Origin of the sequence: Shewanella schlegeliana (genome assembly GCF_016765635.1) — a bacterium.
GTDB classification, from domain to species: domain Bacteria; phylum Pseudomonadota; class Gammaproteobacteria; order Enterobacterales; family Shewanellaceae; genus Shewanella; species Shewanella schlegeliana.
Window position 1 is genome coordinate 102536 of record NZ_JAESVD010000007.1, and the last position, 22172, is coordinate 124707.

A 22172-nucleotide genomic window follows, 5' to 3' on the forward strand; every position below is an offset into this window, starting at 1 on the left:
ATATTATTACTTCTTAACAGCTGTAATTACCTCAAAAAGTAGAGCAAGCATAAAATGCTTGCTCTACTTGTGCAATTAAAACTAATTACCTTTATTAATGATGTAATGTGCAGCGGACTTACCTGCTTGGCGACCAAATACAACCGTATCAGCAATCGCATTTCCGCCTAAGCGGTTTGCTCCATGAACCCCGCCAGTAACCTCTCCAGCTGCGAACATGCCAGGAATAATCTGATCGTTTTCATCTCTAACTTGAGCTTCTGGCGTTATTCCCACACCTCCCATTGTGTGGTGAATCGCTGGCGCCGTATCAACTAAGTAAAGTGGGAACTTAAGTGAACGAGCCATAAATTTACGCCCGAAATCAGGATCAGCTCCATCCTTTTGATACATGTTATATTGCTCAAGAGACGCTTTTGCAACAGCAGGATCGATATTGACCTTCTTAAAATCATCATAGTTTTCAATCTTAGTTAGCATACCTAAAGGCTCAAGCCCCTTAACTTGGCTGACTTCATTCATAATTTCGTCATCCCAAACTAACCAGGCACTTCTCTCTTTTAACTTCCAAATACATTCAGAAACCTTATCTCTAGGTCCCATCTCATCACAGAAACGTTTTCCTTGATGGTTTAGTAAAATAGCCCCTGCTCCACGAATTGTCCCTGTAATAACCAACACGCCATTACCAGCCGTTGGGAACGTTTGGATCTCTTTAAGGTCGACCATCTTAGCGCCTATCTCCTTCGCTAGACCAATTCCATCTCCGGTATTACCAGGGGCATTGGTAGACGGTGTGCCAAGCAGGTCAGGTCTGTATTGTGCAACCAGCTTATTATTCCAACCAAAACCACCTGTTGCTAATACAACCGTTGGCGCAGCGATAAAACGAAGCCCTGAATGTTTACCTTGGACGACAACTCCAGCAATTTCACCACTCTTAGCGCGAACTATCTTCAATACTTTGTTATTAGTCTCGACTCTCACCCCTAATGCATCTGAATTTCTTTGAAGCACCGATATCAATTCAGGACCATTCTTCTTACCACCAGCTGGTCTATGAAGCCTATCAGCTGTATGCCCTCCTCCACGTCTAGCAGCAGAAAAGTCTCCTCCTAAAGCAATCAACCAGCTAATTCCATCAGCACTATCTTCCGTTAGTTTTTTAACTAACTTAGGATCATTAATATTATGACCGCCTTTCATTGTGTCGTTATAAAACTGTTCTACACCATCTTTATACCCTAAGCGTGCCTGAGTAATTGTTTCGGCAGCAGAGTAACCACCCGCAGATAACTGAGAATTACCACCTATGTATGGTTGTTTCTCATAGATCACAATATCATCTAAACCAGACATACTTGCCTGAACCGCAGCAGAGTATCCCGCTGACCCAGCACCAATGATAATCATCTGATGTGTTTCAACAGGTCCTGCCATGATCGTTTCAGTTAATTGCGCTTGCTCGATCTCATCAAATTTATAAGACGCTTCTAACTTACCATGCAAGAAAGGCATGTCGAACTTTTCCGAGAAGCTCTGATGACAAGTGATACAGTTCATTACAGGTTCTGCGTGACCTGAATGACAAGATGTACAGCCAATATCAACTAAATGATTATGATGAATGGATAAATTTTGCCCCTTTAACTCCTGCGTAGCCATGGCATTCAGATCTCCGTGACAAGAAACACACGCTTGATCTTGTTCAAGCTGGCTATCTTGAATGTTAGCCACTCCCGTCGCATGGCAATCTTTACACTCAATTCCAGACTCATTATGAAACTCTGCAAGATTATCTGCTGCATGAGCAGAAAAACTTGCAAAAATAACTAATGATAACAATGTTAATTTTTTCATCAACTTACCCTATAAATTGTTTTTTATTAATATGCTTATAAACAAACTTTTTGTTCATCTAAGTAAAAGTAGTAATCAATAATTAAGAAGCTATTATTAGTATCGACTACTACTTTTGAGTTATAACGCTAAAAGAATATTAAATAAAAAAGAAGTTGATAATGAGATCTGAATAACATTTTAGCCACACAGTTAAACATTAATATACATCAGAGCAATTAAAATAAACTGACAAACAAACGATTTAATTTAGCTATCCTGTCAACTTAGTTATTTTGCAATAAGCAAAAAAAACTAAACTGACAGAACAACAAAGATAAATAATAAATGTAAGCTGACAATTTAATTTAATTGATCACATCATTTATTTATAAGGGATTGTATAAAATGAGAACACTACCACCAATAAAATCTATTATTTACTTTGAGTCTGTCGCACGTTTTCAAAGTTTTAAATTAGCGGCTGTTGAACAAAATGTGACACCTGGAGCGGTAAGTCACCAAATCAACAAATTAGAAGATTTTATAGGTAAGTCCCTATTCAGTAGAGGAAATAGACAGATACAGCTAACTAGTTATGGACTTAGATATTACTCTCGGATCTCCATAATTTTAAAAAATATAGAGGAGGCAACTATTGATCTTGGAATTGAAGGGAAAAGACCAAATATTAGACTCGCTGTGCCGCCATCTTTACTAAAGAATTGGTTACTACCGGTATTAATGGATGATGCTAAGTCAAATATCAGCAGCAACATCGAATTTGTTGACACACTAGATTATTTAGATTTCTCTAAATCAGACTTAGATCTCGCTATTAGATATGGTTACGATACATGGGAAAATATGTACTCTGTTCATTTATTTGATGAGATCATGATACCTGTTTGTCATCCTGACTATCTGAAAGATAAAGGTCATCACTTTGATCAGGAAACAATCGATAATAGCACACTTATCTATACCAATAATCGACTAGTACAATGGGATATCGTATTGCAAAGACTAAATCTATTAAGTAATAATTTGACACAACAAAAACTTACTTTTCAGAATTCTATCCAATCGATTGAAGCTGCTATGCAAGGTGGAGGAATAGCCTACGTAAATAGTATACTTGTACAAAAAGAATTGAATAATGGACGGTTAATAAAACCTTTCGATATAAAGATCCCTGATCATAAATCTCCTTCTTATCACTTAGTTACAACCTATGAAAAAATGAAAAATGAATCAACAGCCAAGATGTACTATACGATTTTAGAACATTGTAAAAAAAACACTTAAGCAAACTGGGCTTCACTACTATTATTAGAGTAATCTTCTCAGGCTATCTAGATAAATTTATCTTTGAATTTATCCAGATAGCAGGGAAAACAATTAACTTGAGAGTGTCATTGAAATTTTACTTTTCTCGACACTAAGCCAAGCAATACCTAAGAAAACGATATCTTTAAATATAAAGAACTCAGTTACAGGTACACCATCAACTAACTTCCAGACTCCAGGCAAAGTGAATAGGAAGCTCAATGTAGTAATGAAGATAATTATTGCAGCGAGGCCACTCCAGTAACCAATTTTTGGCTTCCAAATACCAACAATCATACCAATAGCAACAATAATTTCAGTAATTCCAATTAGATTCGACACTCCTTGTACGCTTAAAATACTGAACATCCAATTCATCAAAGGGTGGCTTTCAACTAATGGTCTAATTGCCTCAGCCTCTGTTGGAGTAAACTTAAATACGCCAATCCATAATAACGTAAGCACAACACCAGCTAGACCAACTAAGTAACCTTTTTCTTGCTGCATAAATAGCTCCTTTCAATATCAAACAGTAAGACTAACTTCCGGGAAATCTATATCTGTTTGCGCTAAATGGTTTGCATAATTGGTAAAGATATTAGCCGTCACCAGGGCTAGCACCTCAAAGATCAACTCACTATCAACTCCATTTTGAGCAGCTGTATCTAATTGTTCTGTAGTCAGTTCACCACGCTGCTCAACCAAATCTATGGCTAATATAATCAGTGCTTGATCCAGCGCATTATCAGCCTTACCTTCTCTTGCTTCCTTAATATTTTTCTCACCTAACCCAGTACTACCAGCAATAAGGGTGTGAGCAGATAAGCAATACTGACACTGATTTATCTGAGCTATAGCCAAAGCTATTAACTCTCGTTGTTTCGTGCTTAAACGTCCTTTGGATAAAGCATCACTAAATGTAAGATACGCATTAAGCACCGTTGATGAGTGACCAACTGTCGCATAAAGGTTAGGTACCATTCCTAACTTACTTTTGATTGCTGAAAGCGTCGTAGCTACATCACCTTTTGGATTTGAAACTGGAAGAATACGGCTCATGGTGAGCTCCTTTGATTAAGTGAATTTACGGTATTGATATTGACACCATCAACAATACGATTTATCACTATTAATCTAGATATACATACCTAGAGTCTCAAATGGATACCTTATCAGCATTAATCTCTCATGCAGAACCAAAAGCGAACTTATTCTTCTCAGGCAATTTATGTGGAAGTTCTTCAAGTACAGATCACCCTGCAGGTGGAATATTGCACTTAGTTAAAACTGGTGAAATGTTTTTATTCGAAGATCCTGGCTTAACACATAAAATCAACGAACCAACACTCATCATTTATCCCAAAGGTAAAGCGCATCGCCTCCAACCACAAACTCTAGAAGGCTGCGATGTGGTATGTGCTAACTTGAGTTTTAAAGACTCACCACTTTACCGAGCCCTTCCCGATGCAATAGTCCTCCCTCTCAGCAAGTTAGATAGTCTATCGAATATAATCAACATGCTATTTGTTGAAGCTTTTACATCGCGTTTTGCTCAAACTGCTATCATCTCAACGCTACTTGATCTTCTGTTGTTATTAGTACTCCGTCATTTAGTTGAAAATAAAATATGCCAAGAAGGGGTCTTATCCGCTTTATCAGATCCTAAACTCGCCAAAGCCATCGAAATAATCCACAAACAGATAGATTACCCATGGACCATTGAAGAGTTAGCAAGCCAAGTCGGCATGTCACGTGCTAGGTTTGCAGCATTATTTAATCAAACCATTGGACAACCACCACTTAGTTACGTAACTGAGGCTCGGTTACTGTTAGCTAAGAAATTGCTGCAGAAGGGAGAACCTATCAAGTCGGTAAGCTTAGAGGTAGGGTATAGTGGAAGCGTTGCATTTTCTCGTGCATTTCAACGCCAATTCGGTGTAACTCCGCGAGTCTGGCATAAAGAACACAGCTAAGCAGGCACAAAAAAACCTGCACTTGGCAGGTCTTTTCATATCAGCTTATGTTTCAAAGCTGCTTATATTTCAAAGCAATTAGTTTTGCTTTCTAACAAACTTAGACTTAAGCATCATCTGGCCGTGACCATCAACTTTACAATCGATATCGTGGTCAGCATCAACGAAACGCTTAATAACCGCTTTAGTACCGACTTTAAGGATTAGCGATGAACCTTTTACTTTAAGGTCTTTGATTAGCGTAACCTTGTCTTCTTCAGCCAATAGGTTGCCAACAGCATCTTTTAAGATGATTGCATCAGGATCAACGATAACTTCGTTCGGGTTCCATTCATGAGCACATTCTGGACATACTAGGTTTGAGCCGTCTTCGTATACATATTCAGACTCACATTTTGGGCATGGTGGCATTGCGCTCATGGTATATTCTCTTTAATAAGTAATCTACTGAGCCATACTTGATACGCCATTTGTAAAAACGACCATCAATACGACTCGCATTTCAAAGACATATTATAATCAATATTTTGAATATCAGCTAGGTTCAAACCGCCATCCTGTGAGCACTCCTCAATTTGCATTTTACCCGACATGATCTAGGTATCAGTTTTCCCATCTCGGACTCGCTCATGCATACAAATTAATTACAAATGATACGCGACGTTTAAGTTCAGCTACCCTCTGTTTTCGCATTTAACAAATCCGCACCAGAATTGCTCGGCGACTTTATTTCAGCCTTCCCCCTTAATAGGCCGCATCAAGTCCTGCCTAAACAGTACCAAGGTAATAAGTGAGAGAAGAAGTTTACCGAGACAGAGTCACGCTTTATGAACCACACCCAAGCTTGCTTATAGAGGTTATTCGGGATATTGGGAACATTGATTTTGTAGCTTGCTTTGCAATCTATCTAGACGGGGTAATAAAAAAGGCTCGCTAAAAAGCGAGCCTCAGAGATGAGTGAAAAGCGCGTCGGGGTAGCGATACTGTCACACAGGGTTATGCTATATCCCTCGTTGACCGCGCTGTAAGCCCAGAAACTTACGCGGTTGCTGCTCTTAGAGCCATGACCTATTGCCTACACAGCCGCTAGCTTATACCTACTAACACTTACACATCCACTAGCCGACTTTTCTACTTACTACCTACTACTTGCAATCGTAGTCACTGTCTAAAATACGCTTTTCAATGTTAAGTATAGTTGATATTTTCAATGCAGCTACGTTCTAGAGCCAATATTAATAGATCAAAATTGCCTTTAATTTCGATCCAATATAACCAATATCGGTATCATGACTTAGCCCCTGATCGTCTTCATATATTGCTTTAGCGAGATCCCGAACTGTGCCTTAAATCGTTGGCTAAAGCGAGCTTCTGACTGATAACCACAGCGTATCGCTAACTCAAGCTGCGATAGCATTGCGCCGTTTTGAGCACTAATCGATTGCATGATACCGATGGCATATAACATTCTCACTTCGGCCAAGATCAATCGAAATGAGCTTCCCTCTTTGCTTAAATGGCGCATAAAAGTCGCCTGGCTCATCGCAAAATGGTAACAGGTGCTATCAATCGTGTGGTTGGCAGCGGGCTCTGTCGACAAATAATGGCTAACTTGCTCCCTGAGCGTCAGCACATCACTTTCAAACAGCTGAGATAACATACCAAACTCATTAAGTTGCAAGTAAAAAGCATCCAAATAACATTGCTGCACCTCTCGGCTTAAGTTCTGCTCCGCCATGGCGATAAGCTGTGAGAAGGCAAAGTTTAGGCTAGTGTTAACGCTTAAAATGGGTGCCGCGGCCAAGCTTGTCGAAGAGGATTCTCTGTTAGCTATCTGTTTTAAAATCCTCTCTGAGGGCAAAGATAAAAAAGAGAGCTGAACAGATTGAAACTTATTCTGATGGGGCTCATTAACAAAGGTGAGCGCTCTATTAGAAGAAGCAAGCAGCCAATGGTTACGATCGAATGTTAGCGATTCCCCCTGCCAAAGCAGGGTCTTGACCCCCGTGGTCACCGCAATAATACTCGGCGAATAAACGGGGACGTTTCGTAAGGCCTGAGGTTTCTGGCCATAGAAGCGCTCTATCTGAACCAAAGATGCCAATCTTGCTCTCCTCTAACGGTCATATTTAGCTTAATAGATTAATAGATTAATAGATTAATAGATTAATAGATTAATAGATTAATAACTAACGAACATAAGTGGCAGTCAATACCGCCTTATCTAGTGCCATTTTATTGAGGGTGAATCCCACTACTGCTGGAGAAATATCCGTTGGCAGATCAATTTTAGCCTCAGGAAGTGCCCAAATAGTAAATTGGTAGCGATGCATTCCATCTCCCTCTGGCGGACATACTCCACCATAACCCGGCTTACCGTAATCGGTTCTGGTTTCGTGGCCCACTGTTAACTTTCCAGAAGCGCCTTGGGCTAACGATGTAGTTGTTGCAGGAATATTGAGTACAGTCCAATGCCACCAACCACTTCCAGTTGGTGCATCGGGGTCAAATGCGGTGATAGCAAAACTTTTAGTCCCTTTAGGCGCATCACTCCAACTCAACTGAGGAGAAAGGTTCCCCCCGTTGCAGCCCATGCCATTGTACTCAAATTTTGACGACATCAACTGCCCCTCATTGATATCACTACTGGTTAACTCTAAAGCGTAACTATGTGCAGAGAAGGCTATTAAGGCGATAGATAAAGCAAGACGTTTCATTTTGTTATCCTAGATTACATGTTGAATATGCATCTAGTTTAGCCAAAACACAGGCATAAAATTCACATTAACAATCATTAAGCACTATAAAGCAAGATTAGATGATAGTTTCTGTAGTAAACCCATTCAATACCATCAAAGCAGCACTATCTAATAATAATGTGCTCATCAAAGCCTTATCCTTTGACTCCTGCAACTGACTTACTTAAGGCTGAATCCTTGCCCTTCAATATAATCTTGCATAAAGGGTCTAGATTCCTTATTTAAGGTGCCGTAATTTGCTCAGACCAAGATGTCTGTCTGTTGTTACTGCTTCTGCTGGAATAATACATTTTTATATGCTGATCGTACTTCTCAAGCTCTTGCTTATCGAGACTTTGATAACGTTCTCGATGCACCACGATACTCAATGGTAAACGGGGTTTAACTTCGGAGACTTGAGCGCTATAGCCTAAACACATACCAAATAGCGGTAACACATGCTTTGGCAAGCCAAGCAGCTCGGTGACTTGCTGTGGGTTATTACGGATCCCGCCAATATAGACGCCACCTAAACCAAGGGATTCTGCGGCGAGTAGCGCATTTTGCCCCATGATACCGGTATCAATCGCCCCTATCAGGGTCTGTTCGGTAAATCCGAGTTGGGCATCTGGATGGATCTGTTGATGGCGATTGAAGTCGGCACAAAACACCAAAAACTCAGCGGCAGATCCCACATAGGTTTGCCCTCCAGCCAGTTCCGCAAGCTTGGCTCTTACCTCGGGCAAAGTGACTCTGATAATGCTTGTGCATTGCATAAAGCTAGAACTCGATGCGGCATTGGCGCAGCGCAAGATCAGCTCTAGCTTTTGGTCTTCGATTTTTTGCTCAGTAAAGTGCCTGATCGAACGGTGCTGTAAAATAGCTTCGATAGTAGAATTCATGCTCTATTCACTTCCTTTTTGCCGATAAATTTAACTGGATTGTCCAAACATCCCATAAACAATAGACAGTCTAAAGCGAGTTAGAATTCAAAAACAAATATAAAAAGAGGGGGCGCGAATATGAAATTCGAGACAATATAATCGAAGCAAGCTCCTAAATTATACTAAAACCTCAAAGCTTAACTAAAAATTAAATGTAATTCATACTTATTGACCTACCTTCACATCAGGACTAGCTTATAAACATGGTATCAAGATCACATTCTGTCATCTCGTTCAGCCATTACATTTATGGAGTATTCTAATGAGAAATCTTGAGTTATTTAGTACTGCTTCTATCGATCACCTTATGTGGTCAAGTAGCGGCTATGCCGCTAAGCTAGACTCGCCAGCCCTATCCATCTTTACTGATTTTGATCACTCCCAGCCAATGGCAGTGGATTCATCGACTGGCGCTATGGATACTGCCGACATCATGGAGAAAACTCACGCCTTTATGCGTCTTGTTGTCGATAAATCAAATCGATTTCTTGGAGTCGTAACCAAGTACGAGTTATCCGATAGCAAAATGATGAAGCTAGCAAACCAACGTTCAACCACTATTAAAGACTTACAAGTCACCGATGTGATGGTTCCCCGTGAGGCTTTGATGGCGTTAGACTACCATCAAGTTTCGACGGCGAAAGTCAGTGATGTTATTCGTGCCTTGCAAGAAAATGGCCTACACCATATCTTAGTTATCGACCATGAGTTGCACCATATCCGCGGGCTGATCTCGGCCAACGACGTAGCAAGAAAGCTCAATGTTCCGATTGATATCCAGCAGCCACCATCATTTATGCAGATTTTCAAGGCAACGAAGTGATCTTGAATCAACTTCAAAACTAACGATTCCTTATCTTTAGTCACGCTAACGATACAGGGATAAAAAGCAAAAAGCCTTAGTGCGATAACACTAAGGCTTTTTGTATAGTGGGAGTGTTAAATCACTTTAAGTAAGCCTTAAGCTCCTTAATAGGCATTGCCTTTGAATAAAGCCAGCCCTGATGTAAGTTAACCCCGAGTGTTTTCAAGATCTCTGCCTGCTCTTGGGTTTCTACGCCCTCAGCAATGACCTTAATATTTAACTCTTTCGCAATCGCAATATATGACTCGATTAGAGACAGCTTGCTTTCAGGCGTCCCTAAGTAACCAACAAATTGTTGATCGATTTTCAGGTAGTCAAACTCTAAATGTTGTAAACACAGACTACCACCATATCCAGTACCGACATCATCGAGCTTAACCTTACAACCTAACTCTTGGCATAATAAAATGAACTGTTCGAGTTGCTGCCAATTACTGATCGGTACCCTCTCGGTTAATTCGAAACTCAAGTACTCAACTGGGCAGCCTTGGTTCACTAACTCCGTCAAAAACTGATGCATCTGCCCCTGCTCAATTTCCATTGCACTGACATTAATACTGCACCAGCGAATAACATTCGCATCCAGCAAGCCTCTAAGCTCTGTCAGGGCCGTTTTAACAACCCAGCGAGTGACCTCTGGCATAATAGGATCTCGTTCGAGTGCCCCAATAAAGTCACAGGTACTCCGAGTGGTGCCATCTCGAAGCGACCACCTTAATAGTACCTCAACACCTAAACTGTCTAAATTTTCAGTATCGACAATAGGTTGATAAGCTAAATAAAACTCCTTTTTGCTCAGTGCAGCAGTGAACAACCTATGCCAATAATATTGCCCTAGGCCCCCTTTTAACAGCTGCCATCCGACAAAGAACATACTAAAAAAAGCGATGACAGCGATAAAGTAGCCAAACCACAATAACGCCTTTGTATATAAATTAAGAGAGAATCGATATATTAGCCCAGTCGTTTCAGATCGGTATTCTAAGACCCCCCAATATAGATCACTGCTTTTAATTCTGAACAGTTCATATTGATTTTCAAGATGAATACTGAACATACCGCAATCTGAGCAGTTCTCTAATGTATCCTCTATGTAAGGTAAGAGCTCTATTGCGATAAACAACTTATACTGCTCTGTATGTCGTCCCACGTAGATAGGTTTCTTTGCATTAAGGTTACGACTATCCACCTCTTGATAAATATGTAGTCCATTTTCCATTGAACCAATCACATTATAATATTGTGGCTGTGGCAGCTGAGAAACGCCAAGGGCCGAACAGATACACTGCCCACCAGTAAACCTAACCCAAACAATAAGTTGGTTATCCGAAGTTAACAGCTGACTTTTAAGTGCATCAACAACCTCTTGCGAACAGGTATTAACAGTTAAGTCTTGCAGCTCTTGCTCGATAACCACTAAGCTCCGATTAGCACTCTCTAGGCGCTGGCTGTAAAAGCTATCAAAATCATAAACCCTAGTTGCGAGCCTTGTGTAGATCTCATGAAGAGTCAAAATGTAAGAGATGACGGCACACAACATTAAAATAGCAGTAACCAGCCAAGGGAGATTCTTTGTATTCAACACACGGTTGAGCATCCCTTACGCCTTTACAGATTGAAAGCAACTGAACGGTAATGCGAGCCCCAAACTGTAGTCTGCAGCATCTGCTATCCCCGATAGTATAAGAGTGAACCCTCTCTCTCTCATGGTAAACAGAGAATCAACGATCTCATTATCTTGTTGTTTCTCTATCGCGACTTCGAGGTTTTTACTGTCGAACATCAAAAAATCAAACGGATAGACGGTCTTTAAATTGTCATCAAATTTACAGACTAAGCAAAACTTAACCCCAGCGTCTCTCAATAGATACTTAATATGAGAGGTATATTGGCTCAGTTCTTCACCATCATTATTGAGTATTATCACCAGCGTCATTTCGAGACGGCGTAACGCCGTGGCCAATGCTAGCAAGGCTTTAATAACTTCTGAGTCTAATAAGAAAATTCGCTCAACGGCTAAGAACAGCTGTTTATTATGCTTACTAATATTGCTGTCCTGCTCTAATCGAACGCTAAGCGTCGCTAGCATTCTCTTATATTCATTAATATGAGCGAGATAATATTGCGGTAATGGACGAGACGCTAATTGTAACTCTAACCAACTAGACTTAATCTCTACGCCACAAAGTGTTCCCTTTCGCTCAACGATATTGCTAACACTGAAATGGTATAAGCATGTTTGACTGACATCACTTTTTCTATCTAAAGAACAGCTCTGTTTTAACATTTCATTTTGCTGCGTGCAGCAGTGCTTAAAAAAACAATTCATCTAAAAAGCTTCTGATTTCATATACAAATATAGAGCGACTAGCTCAAAGGGAGCGCGAATTTACGCCTATTCAAGCAAGAATTCAACAACTATTTTGTATATAAACCAGACAACCCCACAAAACTTTTCAATAGAAAAACTAATGCATTTGAAATTTCCTATATCTTACGGGAGATGCAGGCTTGTGACCCTATCTTGCTATTAAATCAAGCTGGCCAATATCATCAGCAAACTGCCCCCCTAAAATAAAGAGGAATAAATTGAGTGGACGCGTGGCTAGATAGTTACGCCTAGGGCTGATTCGACACAACAGGGTTATCACCAAGGGCTTATTCAAACCTGTACTAATAGATTTGCACCTAAAGACTGTTTAGGGCTATGCTGGGCTCGTTAGTGTTATGTAGCTCTTAGCCTGAAATCATACATTCCTGACCTTTGAGGAGTCGCCCATTGACCTTCTTATCGAATCTCCAGTCGCTCAGCAGAGCAAGCTTGGCGAGCCTGCTTATCTGTGCCTCCTTCCCAGCCTTGGCCGATCAATGGCACTTTAGCTTTGATAACGATGTGGTCATTGGCCAAGATGGCGACTACTCCAATGGTTTCGTCTTTGGTTGGCAAGTCCTCCCTCAAGCTGATTTTACTCAAGCACCTTGGCCATTTCGCTGGCAAAAAGGGTTACGCTTCTCAGACCAAAGTAAGACAGTGCAATGGGGAGCGAAGGTTTACCAAAGAATGTGGACTCCAAGTGAGATTGAGCATGATTATGCCCAGCCCTATGATCGCCCCTACGCAGGCTTACTCGAGTTAGAAAGCTTTACTGGTAGCTATAGCCCCTCCTTAGCGCAAAAAAATTGGTTCAGTGTCGGCGTAATTGGGCCTGCATCAGGCGCTCAAACCATGCAGGAACTGGTGCATAAAATAACCCCATCGACACCTCCAAAAGGCTGGCAATATCAAGTGGAAAATCAGCTAACAGTTCAGCTTGCCTATGAGGTGGATGCATTGGCGTTTCGTCGAGATGCGACCGATGATAGTCAGTGGGAGCTAAGTGGCTACGGTCATACCATGTTGGGAAACTTTCGCTCTGAAGCTAACTTAGGTTTTACCCTTCGCTGGGGGGAGGATTTAGCCGACTCATTTGGTCAACTCAGTAGCCATGCAGGGCATTTCGGTCAATACAGCACAACGGCACGCAAAAATGGCAGCTGGACGGTATATGCTCGCGCCCAAGCTGGGTATCGTTTTAATGATCTCAGCATAGATGGAGATCTGCCCTATGACTCCTATGTCCAGATGAAACACCAACAAGCGAAGGCGAGTGCTGGGGTCATTTGGGCATTTCCCACTTGGTCTGTGAGCTGGAGTTTTGAAGTTTACACGCCTGAATATGAGCCAGATCCTAACCAGTGGCACGGCTATGGTGTGCTTAGCTACAGCTTTGTGTTGTAGCTAACCGTTAAGCCCAATCTTGTTAATTGTTAAAAGCTGAAGGCCCAACCTATCTGCGGGCCTTTCTCAATAAAGTCCATCTCATACTTAACCCCATCGACCTCACTATCATTGCCAATTTGCAGATAACGATAACCTATCCAAACGTTATGCAGATCGCCAAAACGGTATAATGCCGACGCATTAAAACCATAGTCTCTGTCATTATCGCCATAGATTTTTGTATCGGCCCCCACAGAAAGCCCCCAAGACTCCGAAACCCAGTATCGGTAGGTCATGCCAACAAGCCAATCAAAAAGATGCTCATCGGCAATGGGGACTTGAGCATTAATGTTAATCAAGCCATCGTCGCTCAGTGGCTTAATATTCAGATCAATTTTACTAAATACATGGCGAACGCCGGTAAATAAACGTAAACCTGGCGCAACCTCATAACCCGCGAGAAAGTCATTAACCGCGAGATGCATATCGGTTTCGATATTGTGACCCGGTGAGATAATACCGCCTGTAATGGGTCCAGTTAGTCCCTCCGTTTGAGTGTCACTTTTAATCCTTAAGTAATTAACCCTAAGACTATAGAGCCAATCGCCTTTTTGAGCATAAAGCTCCCCAATAACACCAAAGTTAAGGTTATCGATGATATTTTTAAACGGCACATCAATATCAACTCGTTGACTATCAGCAGAAATAGAGCCAGAAATATCCGGTGCCCAAACCATCGGAAAGGCAATCAAGTAGCTCCACTCGTCTTTACTCTCACCATAAGAGTCAGGTCCAATCTCATACTCTTCACTTGCAAAGGCCGCAGAGTGAGCAATCAACGTAAGCAGTCCCACAGTAAGCTTTTTCACCAACTATACTCCGTGTCCTATACGACTATTTGTTTGTTACTCTTACTCTACTCAATGTAACACATCTTTAATCACTGACCAGCGAGGCTGCACAGGTTTAGCATTGTCACGGATCATCTAGATTACCCAAGCTTTAATAGCTTCCGGATTAACTTAGTTTACTATCCAACGGAAACTCACGACTGAAATATATCGCTAATCATGCTTTGCAAAATGCAAAATCATTCTAGCTCCTCCACAAAAAAAACATTTAATTGACTGAAAATAAACAAAAATACCTTATGGCACAGCTTATGCTTTATCTCATCACATAGATAACATGACAATGAGAGATGCATTATGAGAATATCCAAGCCGACTCCATTTAGCTGCCGTTCTGCCTTATTTTTACCTTTGCTACTTTCAGCGAGTGTTAATGCATCAGCCCCCTTTGATGCCTGCCCGACAGAAGCCTTCGTTATCCAAAAACAATCCAACATCCCTAAAAGCTATGGTGTGAACCTAGCGACAGGTAGCTACATCATCTTGTCTGATGATATGGGGACAGGTAACGGTTATAACGGTGTTGGCTTTAACTACCACGATAATTATCTCTACGGTTGGGATTATGCTAGTGGATCACTGGGACGCACTGGTAATGACTACCAGATAACGGCACTGACAATCAGTAAAGACTCCGCTTCTGCAACAGCCGGTAACTTCTTTGTGGGTGATATCGCCATCGATGAAAACGTTTGGTATGGCTACAGAAAAGGAAAAGGCTTATTTAAAATCCCACTGGATGATCCCGATAGCTACAGCATGACGGTGGTACCAGGGAGTATCAATTATGCCACCTACAATATCACCGACTTTGCCTTTCACCCCACCGATGGCTATATGTACAGTATCAGTAACGGCGCTTCGGGAAAGTTATTGCGCATCGATCCCGCCACTGGTGAAGCCTCAAACCTAGGTACCGTTATTACATCATCTTCAGGCAACTTTACCTTTGGCGCTCAGTTCTTCGATCCCGATGGCAATCTATATGTTAGCAACAACAGTAATGGCTATATCTATAAACTCAATGTGAATGCCTCTTCACCCAGTCCCGTGTTATTCGCCTATGGCCCAGCCTCCTCGAGTAATGATGGTGCCCGATGCGCTCTGGCCGAAGTCGTTCTCGGCGATGACGTCGACTTCGGTGATGCGCCCGATAGCTATGGCACGCTCCTGGATTCAAATGGTGCCAGACACACCATCAGCGAGAATCTATATTTAGGTGCCCTCGTCGACAATGAGTCCAACGGCTATCCATCACCACTGAGTGATGACAGTAGTGATAATTCTGATGATGATGATGGTGTATCTATGCCGACAGGGTTTGAACTAGGAGAGAGCGCCATTTTACTCATTACAGCAACAGGCGGTGACGGCTACCTAAATGCCTGGTTCGACTGGGACAAGGATGGCAACTTTAGCGCTGAAGAGCAGGTCATTAGCGGTGAAAGCCTCAATGATGGCCAAAATACCCTTAGCATCGATGTGCCAAGTTGGGCCAAGGCAGGCTCAACTTGGGCGCGCTTTCGTCTAAGCACTCAACAAGTGATTAACCCGACGGGGGGCGTCGGCGACGGCGAAGTGGAGGATTATGCGGTGACCCTAACCGAAACAGGCGTCACAATTAATTACTACCCCTCTTCTTCAACCTATACCACCCTCGCCTACGAAGATCTCTATCCAGATCAAGGTGACTTCGATATGAACGATGTGGTGATTCAGCTACGTCTTATTGAATATGTCAAAAATAACCAAGTTAGACGCATTGGCTTTGAAGCCCAGCTAGCCGCAATGGGCGCCGCCTACCATAATGGCTTTGCCGTTCACCTACCGGGTGTCGAACGCAGCAAAGTAAAAGAGTCTGTCATTAGCTGGTCGATAGATGGCGTTGAGCAAACAAGTTCGCCCCTCGAAACAGGGCAATCTAATGCGGTATTCGTGTTCACTCAAGATCTACAGCAGTACGTCACACTAGAGCAAGGCTGCCAATACCTTAGAACCGAAACGGGTTGTGAGACCGCCTATCGAACCACTTGGTCATTCGAGATCCCCTTTGAAAGCCCAGTGGATGAGAACCTTGTACCTGCATTTCCCTATGATCCATTTATCTTCGCTACGCCCAACACCGATCATGGTTTAGCCGCGAAAAATGTCGTGGGTGCCAATCCAGGTCGTCAATTAGAGATCCACCTGAAGAATCAGGAGCCTACAGACAAGTTTTCGACTAACTACTTTGGTGCCCGAGATGATGCATCTAACCCAGGTGCATCACAGTATTTTCAAGATGAAAACGGCATGGCTTGGGCCATCGAGATCCCTGTAACTTGGAAGCACCCGAAGGAGAAGGTACGTCTAGACGACGCTTATAGCGACTTTGTTGATTTTGCAGCAGATAGTAGCGGTAGTACCAAACCAACATGGTACGAAAATGCTAATCAATCATTAACCTTTAACGACTAATGGAGCATGCCATGAACATCCGATTCGAAAAATTCATCAACCTCCCATATAGCCTGATGGTATGTTGCGCGCTAGTTATCACGGCTTGTGGCGGAGGAGGCGATGATGCCGCGCCCGAGACGCCTGCTCCAGTTGCAACGACAACAACAGATCCCACAACTACTCCGACTCCAGATCCCACTCCGGATCCGACATCACTGGACGATCTCATTGTTGATGCCGATAACAAGCTAGAGTCTGCCTACGTGTTGACGATTAATGTCGATAAAGACAGCACTCAAAGAGGTTACTTCTCCCTGTGTGATGATTACCAAGTGCAAGGTAATGGCTACTCGGTTAACTTTGACTCCTGTCTGTTTAGAGGTCCACTAAATGAAGGTAAGCTCAACAAGGAGGTAAAAGTAGCCAATCATGAAAGCCAACTCATCGCTGTTATTTGGTTCTATGAGGGGCAAGCACCTCAATACTCCGAGTGGCAATATAAACAAGATACTGACTCTCAAGTACTTTCCATGAACTAGCCTAACCTTTAAAGTTCCTTATAACGGGGAGCAACTCAACCCAACTTTGCAGCGATGCGTCTCCACTCATCGCTGCTTTTTTGTAGCAAAGCAAAGGCCAACTAAAAGTTTAAAGGCGAACATCTGTTGTTTTCTAAATTAGAGCAGAGCCTAATGATCACGCCGATACAGTAGCCACTCTTCGATAATTTCGCCATCGGGTAACCTGCAGACTCCTATCTGCCCCTCTTTACCTTTCTTTATCGCTAAATCACCACCTAACGACACACAATACTCAGATGCGGGATTGGACATACTCGCCCCTGAATTCATGCTTTGCTGACTGCAGCCAAAAATCAAAATTAATAACACAACTAGAACAACCGAAACACCAAGGTGTTTGTTCATCTGTTAACTCCTATTTAGCAAAAGAGCGCCCTTAGGCGCTCTTACAAACAAATATTTAAAAATTCGATTAGAAGCGGTAACCAACCGTGAACATCCAAGTGCCGAAGTCTTTATTTTCTAAGTCATTTCGTCCTAACGAGATAGACTTAGGCTTACTATTGTTATAACCGCTTGCCGAGTACTTCATATCTCTTGAGCCATTTTGGAAGGTGTAATGCACATTAAAGTTAAGGCCGTTATCTAAGTAATAGCCCACCCCAACCATTGGACGGACTTCTGTATTGCTTTGGGCTTCCAATCCTATGCCGGCTTTATTTAAAGTTCCGCCTTGGCTGTATTCCGTAATACCAAACCCAGTTGACGCACTGTACTTAGAAAAATCGGCACCCGCTTTAACGGCTAGGTGTCCCGCACCTACGGCAAACTGATAACCCACATAGAGAGTGTGCGCTTTATACTTTTCTGAAGTGTGTACAGATGCATCAAAACTGCGCCACACTGGTTTCTCATTTTCGTCATTATCATCAAAACCAAAACTCTCAGTATTGCTACGATTATCTGTTTCGCCTGTGTAGGTGTAACCTAAGATAAAATCTTTATAACCAGCCTCTAGACCTGCAGCGACATTGGTACCCATCGCCTTGTTTTTTGACGCACCAATCATTGGGTTGATAGTAAAATCACTAGCGCTTGCAGTGTGTGAAACCGCCATTGCAGAAACAGCTAAAACCGAAGATAACACGCTAGTTAGTAAAACTTTTTTCATGATTCATTCTCTCTATGTAAATAAACTGAGGCTTCTTGCCTGAGTTACCACCTCATCCGTTGTCAGTGGCGATTAATGTCAGTTGAAATTGATGAAGTTATCTCCGTCAAACTGACTTTAAAGTCACTTAACAAACCTGTGATAATCTCGTTTGTAATCACCGATGTCGTTAAGATGAGTACATGGTAAAGAACGACGATTTACCAAACATCACTAAGAAAACTGGTAAAAACTAGAAATCTAAATTGATCAAAGAGTGACACGATAGAAAGCTGCTTTTGAGAGCATAAGTTAGCGCACGTAAATTAGAGTGCATCAGCTAAAAGGCTAAGTAAAAGCCGCTGCAACGGTTAATACAATCTCCTAAGATGTGAAAAATCTAGGCATGCAAAATCAGGGATAATAAGAGGTGGCACCATTGCATCGAGCTATTCACGCAAGTATTAACCCACCGACTTTACGCATCGAGAACAAGTTGAGCTTTGAGGCGTGAGGCCTAAGACTTAACAGTCGGGAGTTAGAAGTTAGAAGTTAAGAATAACGTATTAGTCATTATCAATTTTGTTGCTTTAAAGCTCGCATACCGTACTCATATCATCAAACTGGGTAGAAAACGCATAAACAGTGATAGCCATGGCTTATTGACTCGCGAGCTACGGCAGCAACATTTGTTTCAGAACTAAAAAAGCCGCTAATTAATAGCAGCTCCTGTGTCTCAGTCTAGTTAGTACTGAGAAAACCAAATAACAACAGCACTCACAAAAAAATAGGGGGCCATCCTTGGCTAGAGAGTCCATGAAACACCTATCTAATTAACTTATGCCAGTAAGGCTCATACCGACTCTAATCAACATCAGCACCTGTGACTGGCATGGCATCTAGAATCGCTGGAATAATCTGCTTAAAGACCATCAAGGCCATTCTTGGCGGCTCCATATCACCAAAACCTGAGTTCATCGCAATCACGGTTTGACTCTCTAAATCCAGTGCGAGAATTTGCCCATGAATGCCGACCATAGCCAAGACTTTATAGGTTTCTCCTTTACCGTTAGCGATATGCAGCACTCTAAACTGATCTTGATACCAGCCTTTAGCAAGCTTGAACTCCTTGCCCTGTCGCCATGCATGACGTACCTTGTCGTTGCCTTGTATCAGTGACTCGATGAAAGCGACTGGGAGAACTTGCTCACCCGCAAAGTTCTTCCCTCCATTAACAATCACTTGTCCGATTCTGGCGAGATCTCGGGTAGTGATATTTAAACCACCTGATGCCACCACTTCACCATTTCGATTGGCCATCCACCGCGCTGGATTTTCAGCATCGATTTTATGCCATAATTTTTCAGCAAAAACGGCAGCTAATGGCTTACCCTGCACCTTTTCAACAACCTTACCCAGCAGTTCAGTATTGATATCTAAATAATCATAAACTTTACCGATTGGGCGATGATTATCTAAGAGCTTGGCATAATCCATAATGCTGCGCATATTGGGATATTTGCTATCACCATTCCAGTCCTGTGCTTCGGTCATGCGATCGTCCCAAAGCTTACCTTGGGTAAATTTAACCCCAATTCCCGAACGCATATCGGCAACCTCTTGCACCGTCGCGTCTTCAAAGCCACTATCGATAAGCTCTGGTAGATAACTCACTATCGGCTGGCTCATATCTAGCTTTCCCTCTGCTACCGATATTGCAGCCAGCATCGCGGTAAATGACTTAGTCACCGACATCTGAAGATGTGTTTGATTTAAGTCGTAACCATTGAAGAAATGTTGATGTACCAACTTGCCTCTATTTAGCACCACCATAGAGTGGTTCTTTAACCGATCTCTGAGTAAAACCTCTAGTCGATGCTCACCGTCCAGATCGCTGGCACTCAGCTCGAGCAGATTAATCGGTGCATAGTTCCACTCCTGCTTCCAAGACTTTATAGTCGGGACTATCTGCATATGAGAGGTAAACTGGTACGCATTTGGAAAGGTCGCAGCGGCATTAGCTGCATCATCCCAATTGTCTTGCGTTACACCAAATGTTGCCGCTTGATTGATAAAGTCTGCATTTGTAGACTTAAACTCCACAGCATGAGTTGTACTGCATAACCCTGCAAAGAATAAACCTATTACCGAGTGACTAATCGATTTCTTCATATAACCTCTGACTTTAATAACTTAATTTCAATACCTAGCTTTGACAGCTTAGCTTTACTTAGAGCTAAAGGCTTGGTTCTAAACATTTAATCCTAAAGACCCACTCCTAAAGGCTTGGTCATAATGGCTTGGCTCTAATGAACTATCTCTAATGACCTATCCCTAATGACTAACCACGGTTTCAAACTCAAAACAAACATGACCGTTATGCTCGAAAAACGCTGAAGAGGTGGTGATCCTGTGAGGTAACTTGGTCTTTAGATATACGTTAGCGACCTTTCTTGCAGAGTTCTCACTGGTATCGGCAAATAGCCCCGTTGTCGTGAAGCAGCTAAGCAGTTCTGTCCTATCCGCCGAGCGCGGCTTAGGAAAAGTCATACGCATCTCTTCGAAGGTAAATTCAGGAGGTGTCGTCCCCACCACCTCATAATTTGTCATCGCTTTAGCCGCTCTATAAGCATGCCCCATTGAGCAACCGCTCATCAGAGCAATGAGTAAAATGACCGAAAATTTCTTTCGCACAACCTGCCTCCTTTTAATTTGATAAGCGCAATGTGCCAAGCTATCGATCACTAAAAAACTACTCAGCTCTTAGTATCGCTTAGTAGTCCTTGGAAATTAGTCTGAAATCGGTAATATGGAGCCACCGATTAGCCAAGAATGGATCCCACATGGAAGTAAAACTTTCACAAAAGGCGCAAGCAGAACTTGGAACTTTAATGGTCAACACACCAGACCTCATCCACCTTCTTTCCCTGTTGCCTAAAGAGAACTTAAGCGAATATCCGTTGTTGCAAAAAGAGCTAACAAGCAAGCACCCCAACAGCCGTAGTTACAATAAAGCTATAAAAGATAAAGCTTTTACTAAAGAGGAATTTAGAGACCGTATCTTTGCAAGACTGGATGTTTTTGCCTATGAAATGGCAATTAACCTCAATACAGACTATTTGATTGAACGGGTGAGCTTAATCGTGGGGGATGATATTAACCGCATCGACGAGCTCGAGATCAATGAGATCGGCGCTGATGTACTACAACGAATTTTGACTGACTTAAGCACCGATGTTTGTAAGCAGATTCAGCCCAAAGGGGACCATCCTTTTCTGGCTGAGCGGGGACGGATCGACCATGGCTTTTGGCGTCATGCAGACAAAACCTATAGCGCATACATTGATGGATATAATACCCAAGCTTCATTAGATGCCTGGTGCCAACTTAACTTACATACACGCTGCCCTCAGAGTTTTATTCGCTGGTTGAAGACCTATGGCAACCCTAAAGAGATTGCCGAATGGATGAGCTATGTAGCCTAACCTAGGCTCTGTTTTGCAAGCCTTTTAAAGGCCATTTTGGGGCTAAATTTAGCCCCAAACATCTCCAAAAACATCTTAACTATTTCCCCTCTATTCAATACATAATTCATATACGTAACCCATTGCGTAAGTCATTATGTAAGTCATTACGTAAGTCATTACATAAGCCATTACCTGATAAATTGCCGTCGAAATCTAGATCTTGAGCCACAACTCTT

21 protein-coding genes are annotated in these 22172 nt (G+C 42.2%); 7 read left to right on the forward strand and 14 right to left on the reverse strand.

Features of this window, described 5'->3' with window-relative positions; all coding sequences use genetic code 11:
* Window positions 1–81 precede the first annotated feature (81 nt).
* Complete coding sequence (locus JMA39_RS13375; RefSeq protein WP_202722368.1) at window positions 82–1860, reverse strand: flavocytochrome c; 1779 nt, start codon at window positions 1858–1860, stop codon at window positions 82–84.
* Window positions 1861–2247: 387 nt separating this feature from the next.
* Here JMA39_RS13375 and JMA39_RS13380 point away from each other — a divergent pair, with 387 nt between their 5' ends.
* Complete coding sequence (locus tag JMA39_RS13380; RefSeq protein WP_202722369.1) at window positions 2248–3147, forward strand: LysR substrate-binding domain-containing protein; 900 nt, start codon at window positions 2248–2250, stop codon at window positions 3145–3147.
* Between the two features lie 93 nt (window positions 3148–3240).
* On the opposite strand, the gene JMA39_RS13385 is transcribed toward JMA39_RS13380, so the two are convergent.
* Window positions 3241–3675: a DUF417 family protein gene (locus JMA39_RS13385; protein WP_202722370.1), complete on the reverse strand. Its 435-nt coding sequence runs from the start codon at window positions 3673–3675 to the stop codon at window positions 3241–3243.
* 18 nt (window positions 3676–3693) lie between these two features.
* The gene (locus JMA39_RS13390) at window positions 3694–4227 is read right to left on the reverse strand and encodes a carboxymuconolactone decarboxylase family protein (protein WP_202722371.1); all 534 of its coding nucleotides are present in this window, start codon (window positions 4225–4227) and stop codon (window positions 3694–3696) included.
* Window positions 4228–4328: 101 nt separating this feature from the next.
* Here JMA39_RS13390 and JMA39_RS13395 point away from each other — a divergent pair, with 101 nt between their 5' ends.
* Window positions 4329–5141, forward strand: coding sequence for a cupin domain-containing protein (locus JMA39_RS13395; protein ID WP_202722372.1), 813 nt, complete (start codon window positions 4329–4331; stop codon window positions 5139–5141).
* A gap of 78 nt (window positions 5142–5219) precedes the next feature.
* On the opposite strand, the gene JMA39_RS13400 is transcribed toward JMA39_RS13395, so the two are convergent.
* The 4 genes from JMA39_RS13400 to nfsA all read right to left on the reverse strand — a co-directional run bounded on the left by JMA39_RS13400 (window position 5220) and on the right by nfsA (window position 8781).
* Window positions 5220–5561 (reverse strand): zinc ribbon domain-containing protein YjdM, encoded by a 342-nt coding sequence (locus JMA39_RS13400; RefSeq protein ID WP_202722373.1) that lies wholly within the window; start codon window positions 5559–5561, stop codon window positions 5220–5222.
* An 874-nt stretch (window positions 5562–6435) separates the two neighbouring features.
* The gene (locus JMA39_RS13405) at window positions 6436–7245 is read right to left on the reverse strand and encodes a helix-turn-helix domain-containing protein (RefSeq protein WP_202722374.1); all 810 of its coding nucleotides are present in this window, start codon (window positions 7243–7245) and stop codon (window positions 6436–6438) included.
* Window positions 7246–7330: 85 nt separating this feature from the next.
* A complete protein-coding gene (locus JMA39_RS13410) occupies window positions 7331–7858 on the reverse strand; it encodes a YbhB/YbcL family Raf kinase inhibitor-like protein (RefSeq protein WP_202722375.1) in 528 nt (175 codons plus the stop codon).
* 263 nt (window positions 7859–8121) lie between these two features.
* On the reverse strand, window positions 8122–8781 hold the full coding sequence (gene nfsA / locus JMA39_RS13415; protein WP_269154446.1) for an oxygen-insensitive NADPH nitroreductase: 660 nt from the start codon (window positions 8779–8781) through the stop codon (window positions 8122–8124).
* Between the two features lie 304 nt (window positions 8782–9085).
* On the opposite strand from nfsA, the gene JMA39_RS13420 reads away from it, so the two are divergent.
* Window positions 9086–9646 (forward strand): CBS domain-containing protein, encoded by a 561-nt coding sequence (locus JMA39_RS13420; protein ID WP_202722376.1) that lies wholly within the window; start codon window positions 9086–9088, stop codon window positions 9644–9646.
* Window positions 9647–9767: 121 nt separating this feature from the next.
* Here the strand turns inward: JMA39_RS13420 and JMA39_RS13425 are convergent, their stop codons facing one another.
* Both JMA39_RS13425 and JMA39_RS13430 read right to left on the reverse strand, forming a co-directional pair.
* Window positions 9768–11273, reverse strand: a complete 1506-nt coding sequence (locus tag JMA39_RS13425) for an EAL domain-containing protein (protein ID WP_331253379.1) — start codon at window positions 11271–11273, stop codon at window positions 9768–9770.
* A gap of 15 nt (window positions 11274–11288) precedes the next feature.
* Complete coding sequence (locus JMA39_RS13430; RefSeq protein WP_202722378.1) at window positions 11289–12017, reverse strand: hypothetical protein; 729 nt, start codon at window positions 12015–12017, stop codon at window positions 11289–11291.
* A 450-nt stretch (window positions 12018–12467) separates the two neighbouring features.
* Between JMA39_RS13430 and JMA39_RS13435 the strand changes: the two genes are divergently transcribed.
* The gene (locus JMA39_RS13435) at window positions 12468–13466 is read left to right on the forward strand and encodes a lipid A deacylase LpxR family protein (protein WP_202722379.1); all 999 of its coding nucleotides are present in this window, start codon (window positions 12468–12470) and stop codon (window positions 13464–13466) included.
* Window positions 13467–13495: 29 nt separating this feature from the next.
* Here the strand turns inward: JMA39_RS13435 and JMA39_RS13440 are convergent, their stop codons facing one another.
* Window positions 13496–14317, reverse strand: coding sequence for a hypothetical protein (locus JMA39_RS13440; protein WP_202722380.1), 822 nt, complete (start codon window positions 14315–14317; stop codon window positions 13496–13498).
* Window positions 14318–14656: 339 nt separating this feature from the next.
* Here JMA39_RS13440 and JMA39_RS13445 point away from each other — a divergent pair, with 339 nt between their 5' ends.
* Both JMA39_RS13445 and JMA39_RS13450 read left to right on the forward strand, forming a co-directional pair.
* On the forward strand, window positions 14657–16816 hold the full coding sequence (locus tag JMA39_RS13445) for an LruC domain-containing protein (RefSeq protein WP_202722381.1): 2160 nt from the start codon (window positions 14657–14659) through the stop codon (window positions 16814–16816).
* An 11-nt stretch (window positions 16817–16827) separates the two neighbouring features.
* Window positions 16828–17337, forward strand: a complete 510-nt coding sequence (locus JMA39_RS13450; RefSeq protein WP_202722382.1) for a hypothetical protein — start codon at window positions 16828–16830, stop codon at window positions 17335–17337.
* A gap of 150 nt (window positions 17338–17487) precedes the next feature.
* On the opposite strand, the gene JMA39_RS13455 is transcribed toward JMA39_RS13450, so the two are convergent.
* The 4 genes from JMA39_RS13455 to JMA39_RS13470 form a co-directional block, all read right to left on the reverse strand.
* On the reverse strand, window positions 17488–17724 hold the full coding sequence (locus tag JMA39_RS13455) for a putative hemolysin (RefSeq protein ID WP_202722383.1): 237 nt from the start codon (window positions 17722–17724) through the stop codon (window positions 17488–17490).
* 67 nt (window positions 17725–17791) lie between these two features.
* A complete protein-coding gene (locus tag JMA39_RS13460) occupies window positions 17792–18490 on the reverse strand; it encodes an outer membrane beta-barrel protein (protein WP_202722384.1) in 699 nt (232 codons plus the stop codon).
* Window positions 18491–19333: 843 nt separating this feature from the next.
* Window positions 19334–20641: a serine hydrolase domain-containing protein gene (locus JMA39_RS13465; protein ID WP_202722385.1), complete on the reverse strand. Its 1308-nt coding sequence runs from the start codon at window positions 20639–20641 to the stop codon at window positions 19334–19336.
* A gap of 162 nt (window positions 20642–20803) precedes the next feature.
* Entirely contained in the window at window positions 20804–21163 is a 360-nt protein-coding gene (locus JMA39_RS13470; protein WP_202722386.1) for a hypothetical protein, read from the reverse strand.
* A 149-nt stretch (window positions 21164–21312) separates the two neighbouring features.
* Between JMA39_RS13470 and JMA39_RS13475 the strand changes: the two genes are divergently transcribed.
* Window positions 21313–21954, forward strand: coding sequence for a hypothetical protein (locus JMA39_RS13475; protein ID WP_202722387.1), 642 nt, complete (start codon window positions 21313–21315; stop codon window positions 21952–21954).
* Window positions 21955–22172 lie beyond the last annotated feature (218 nt).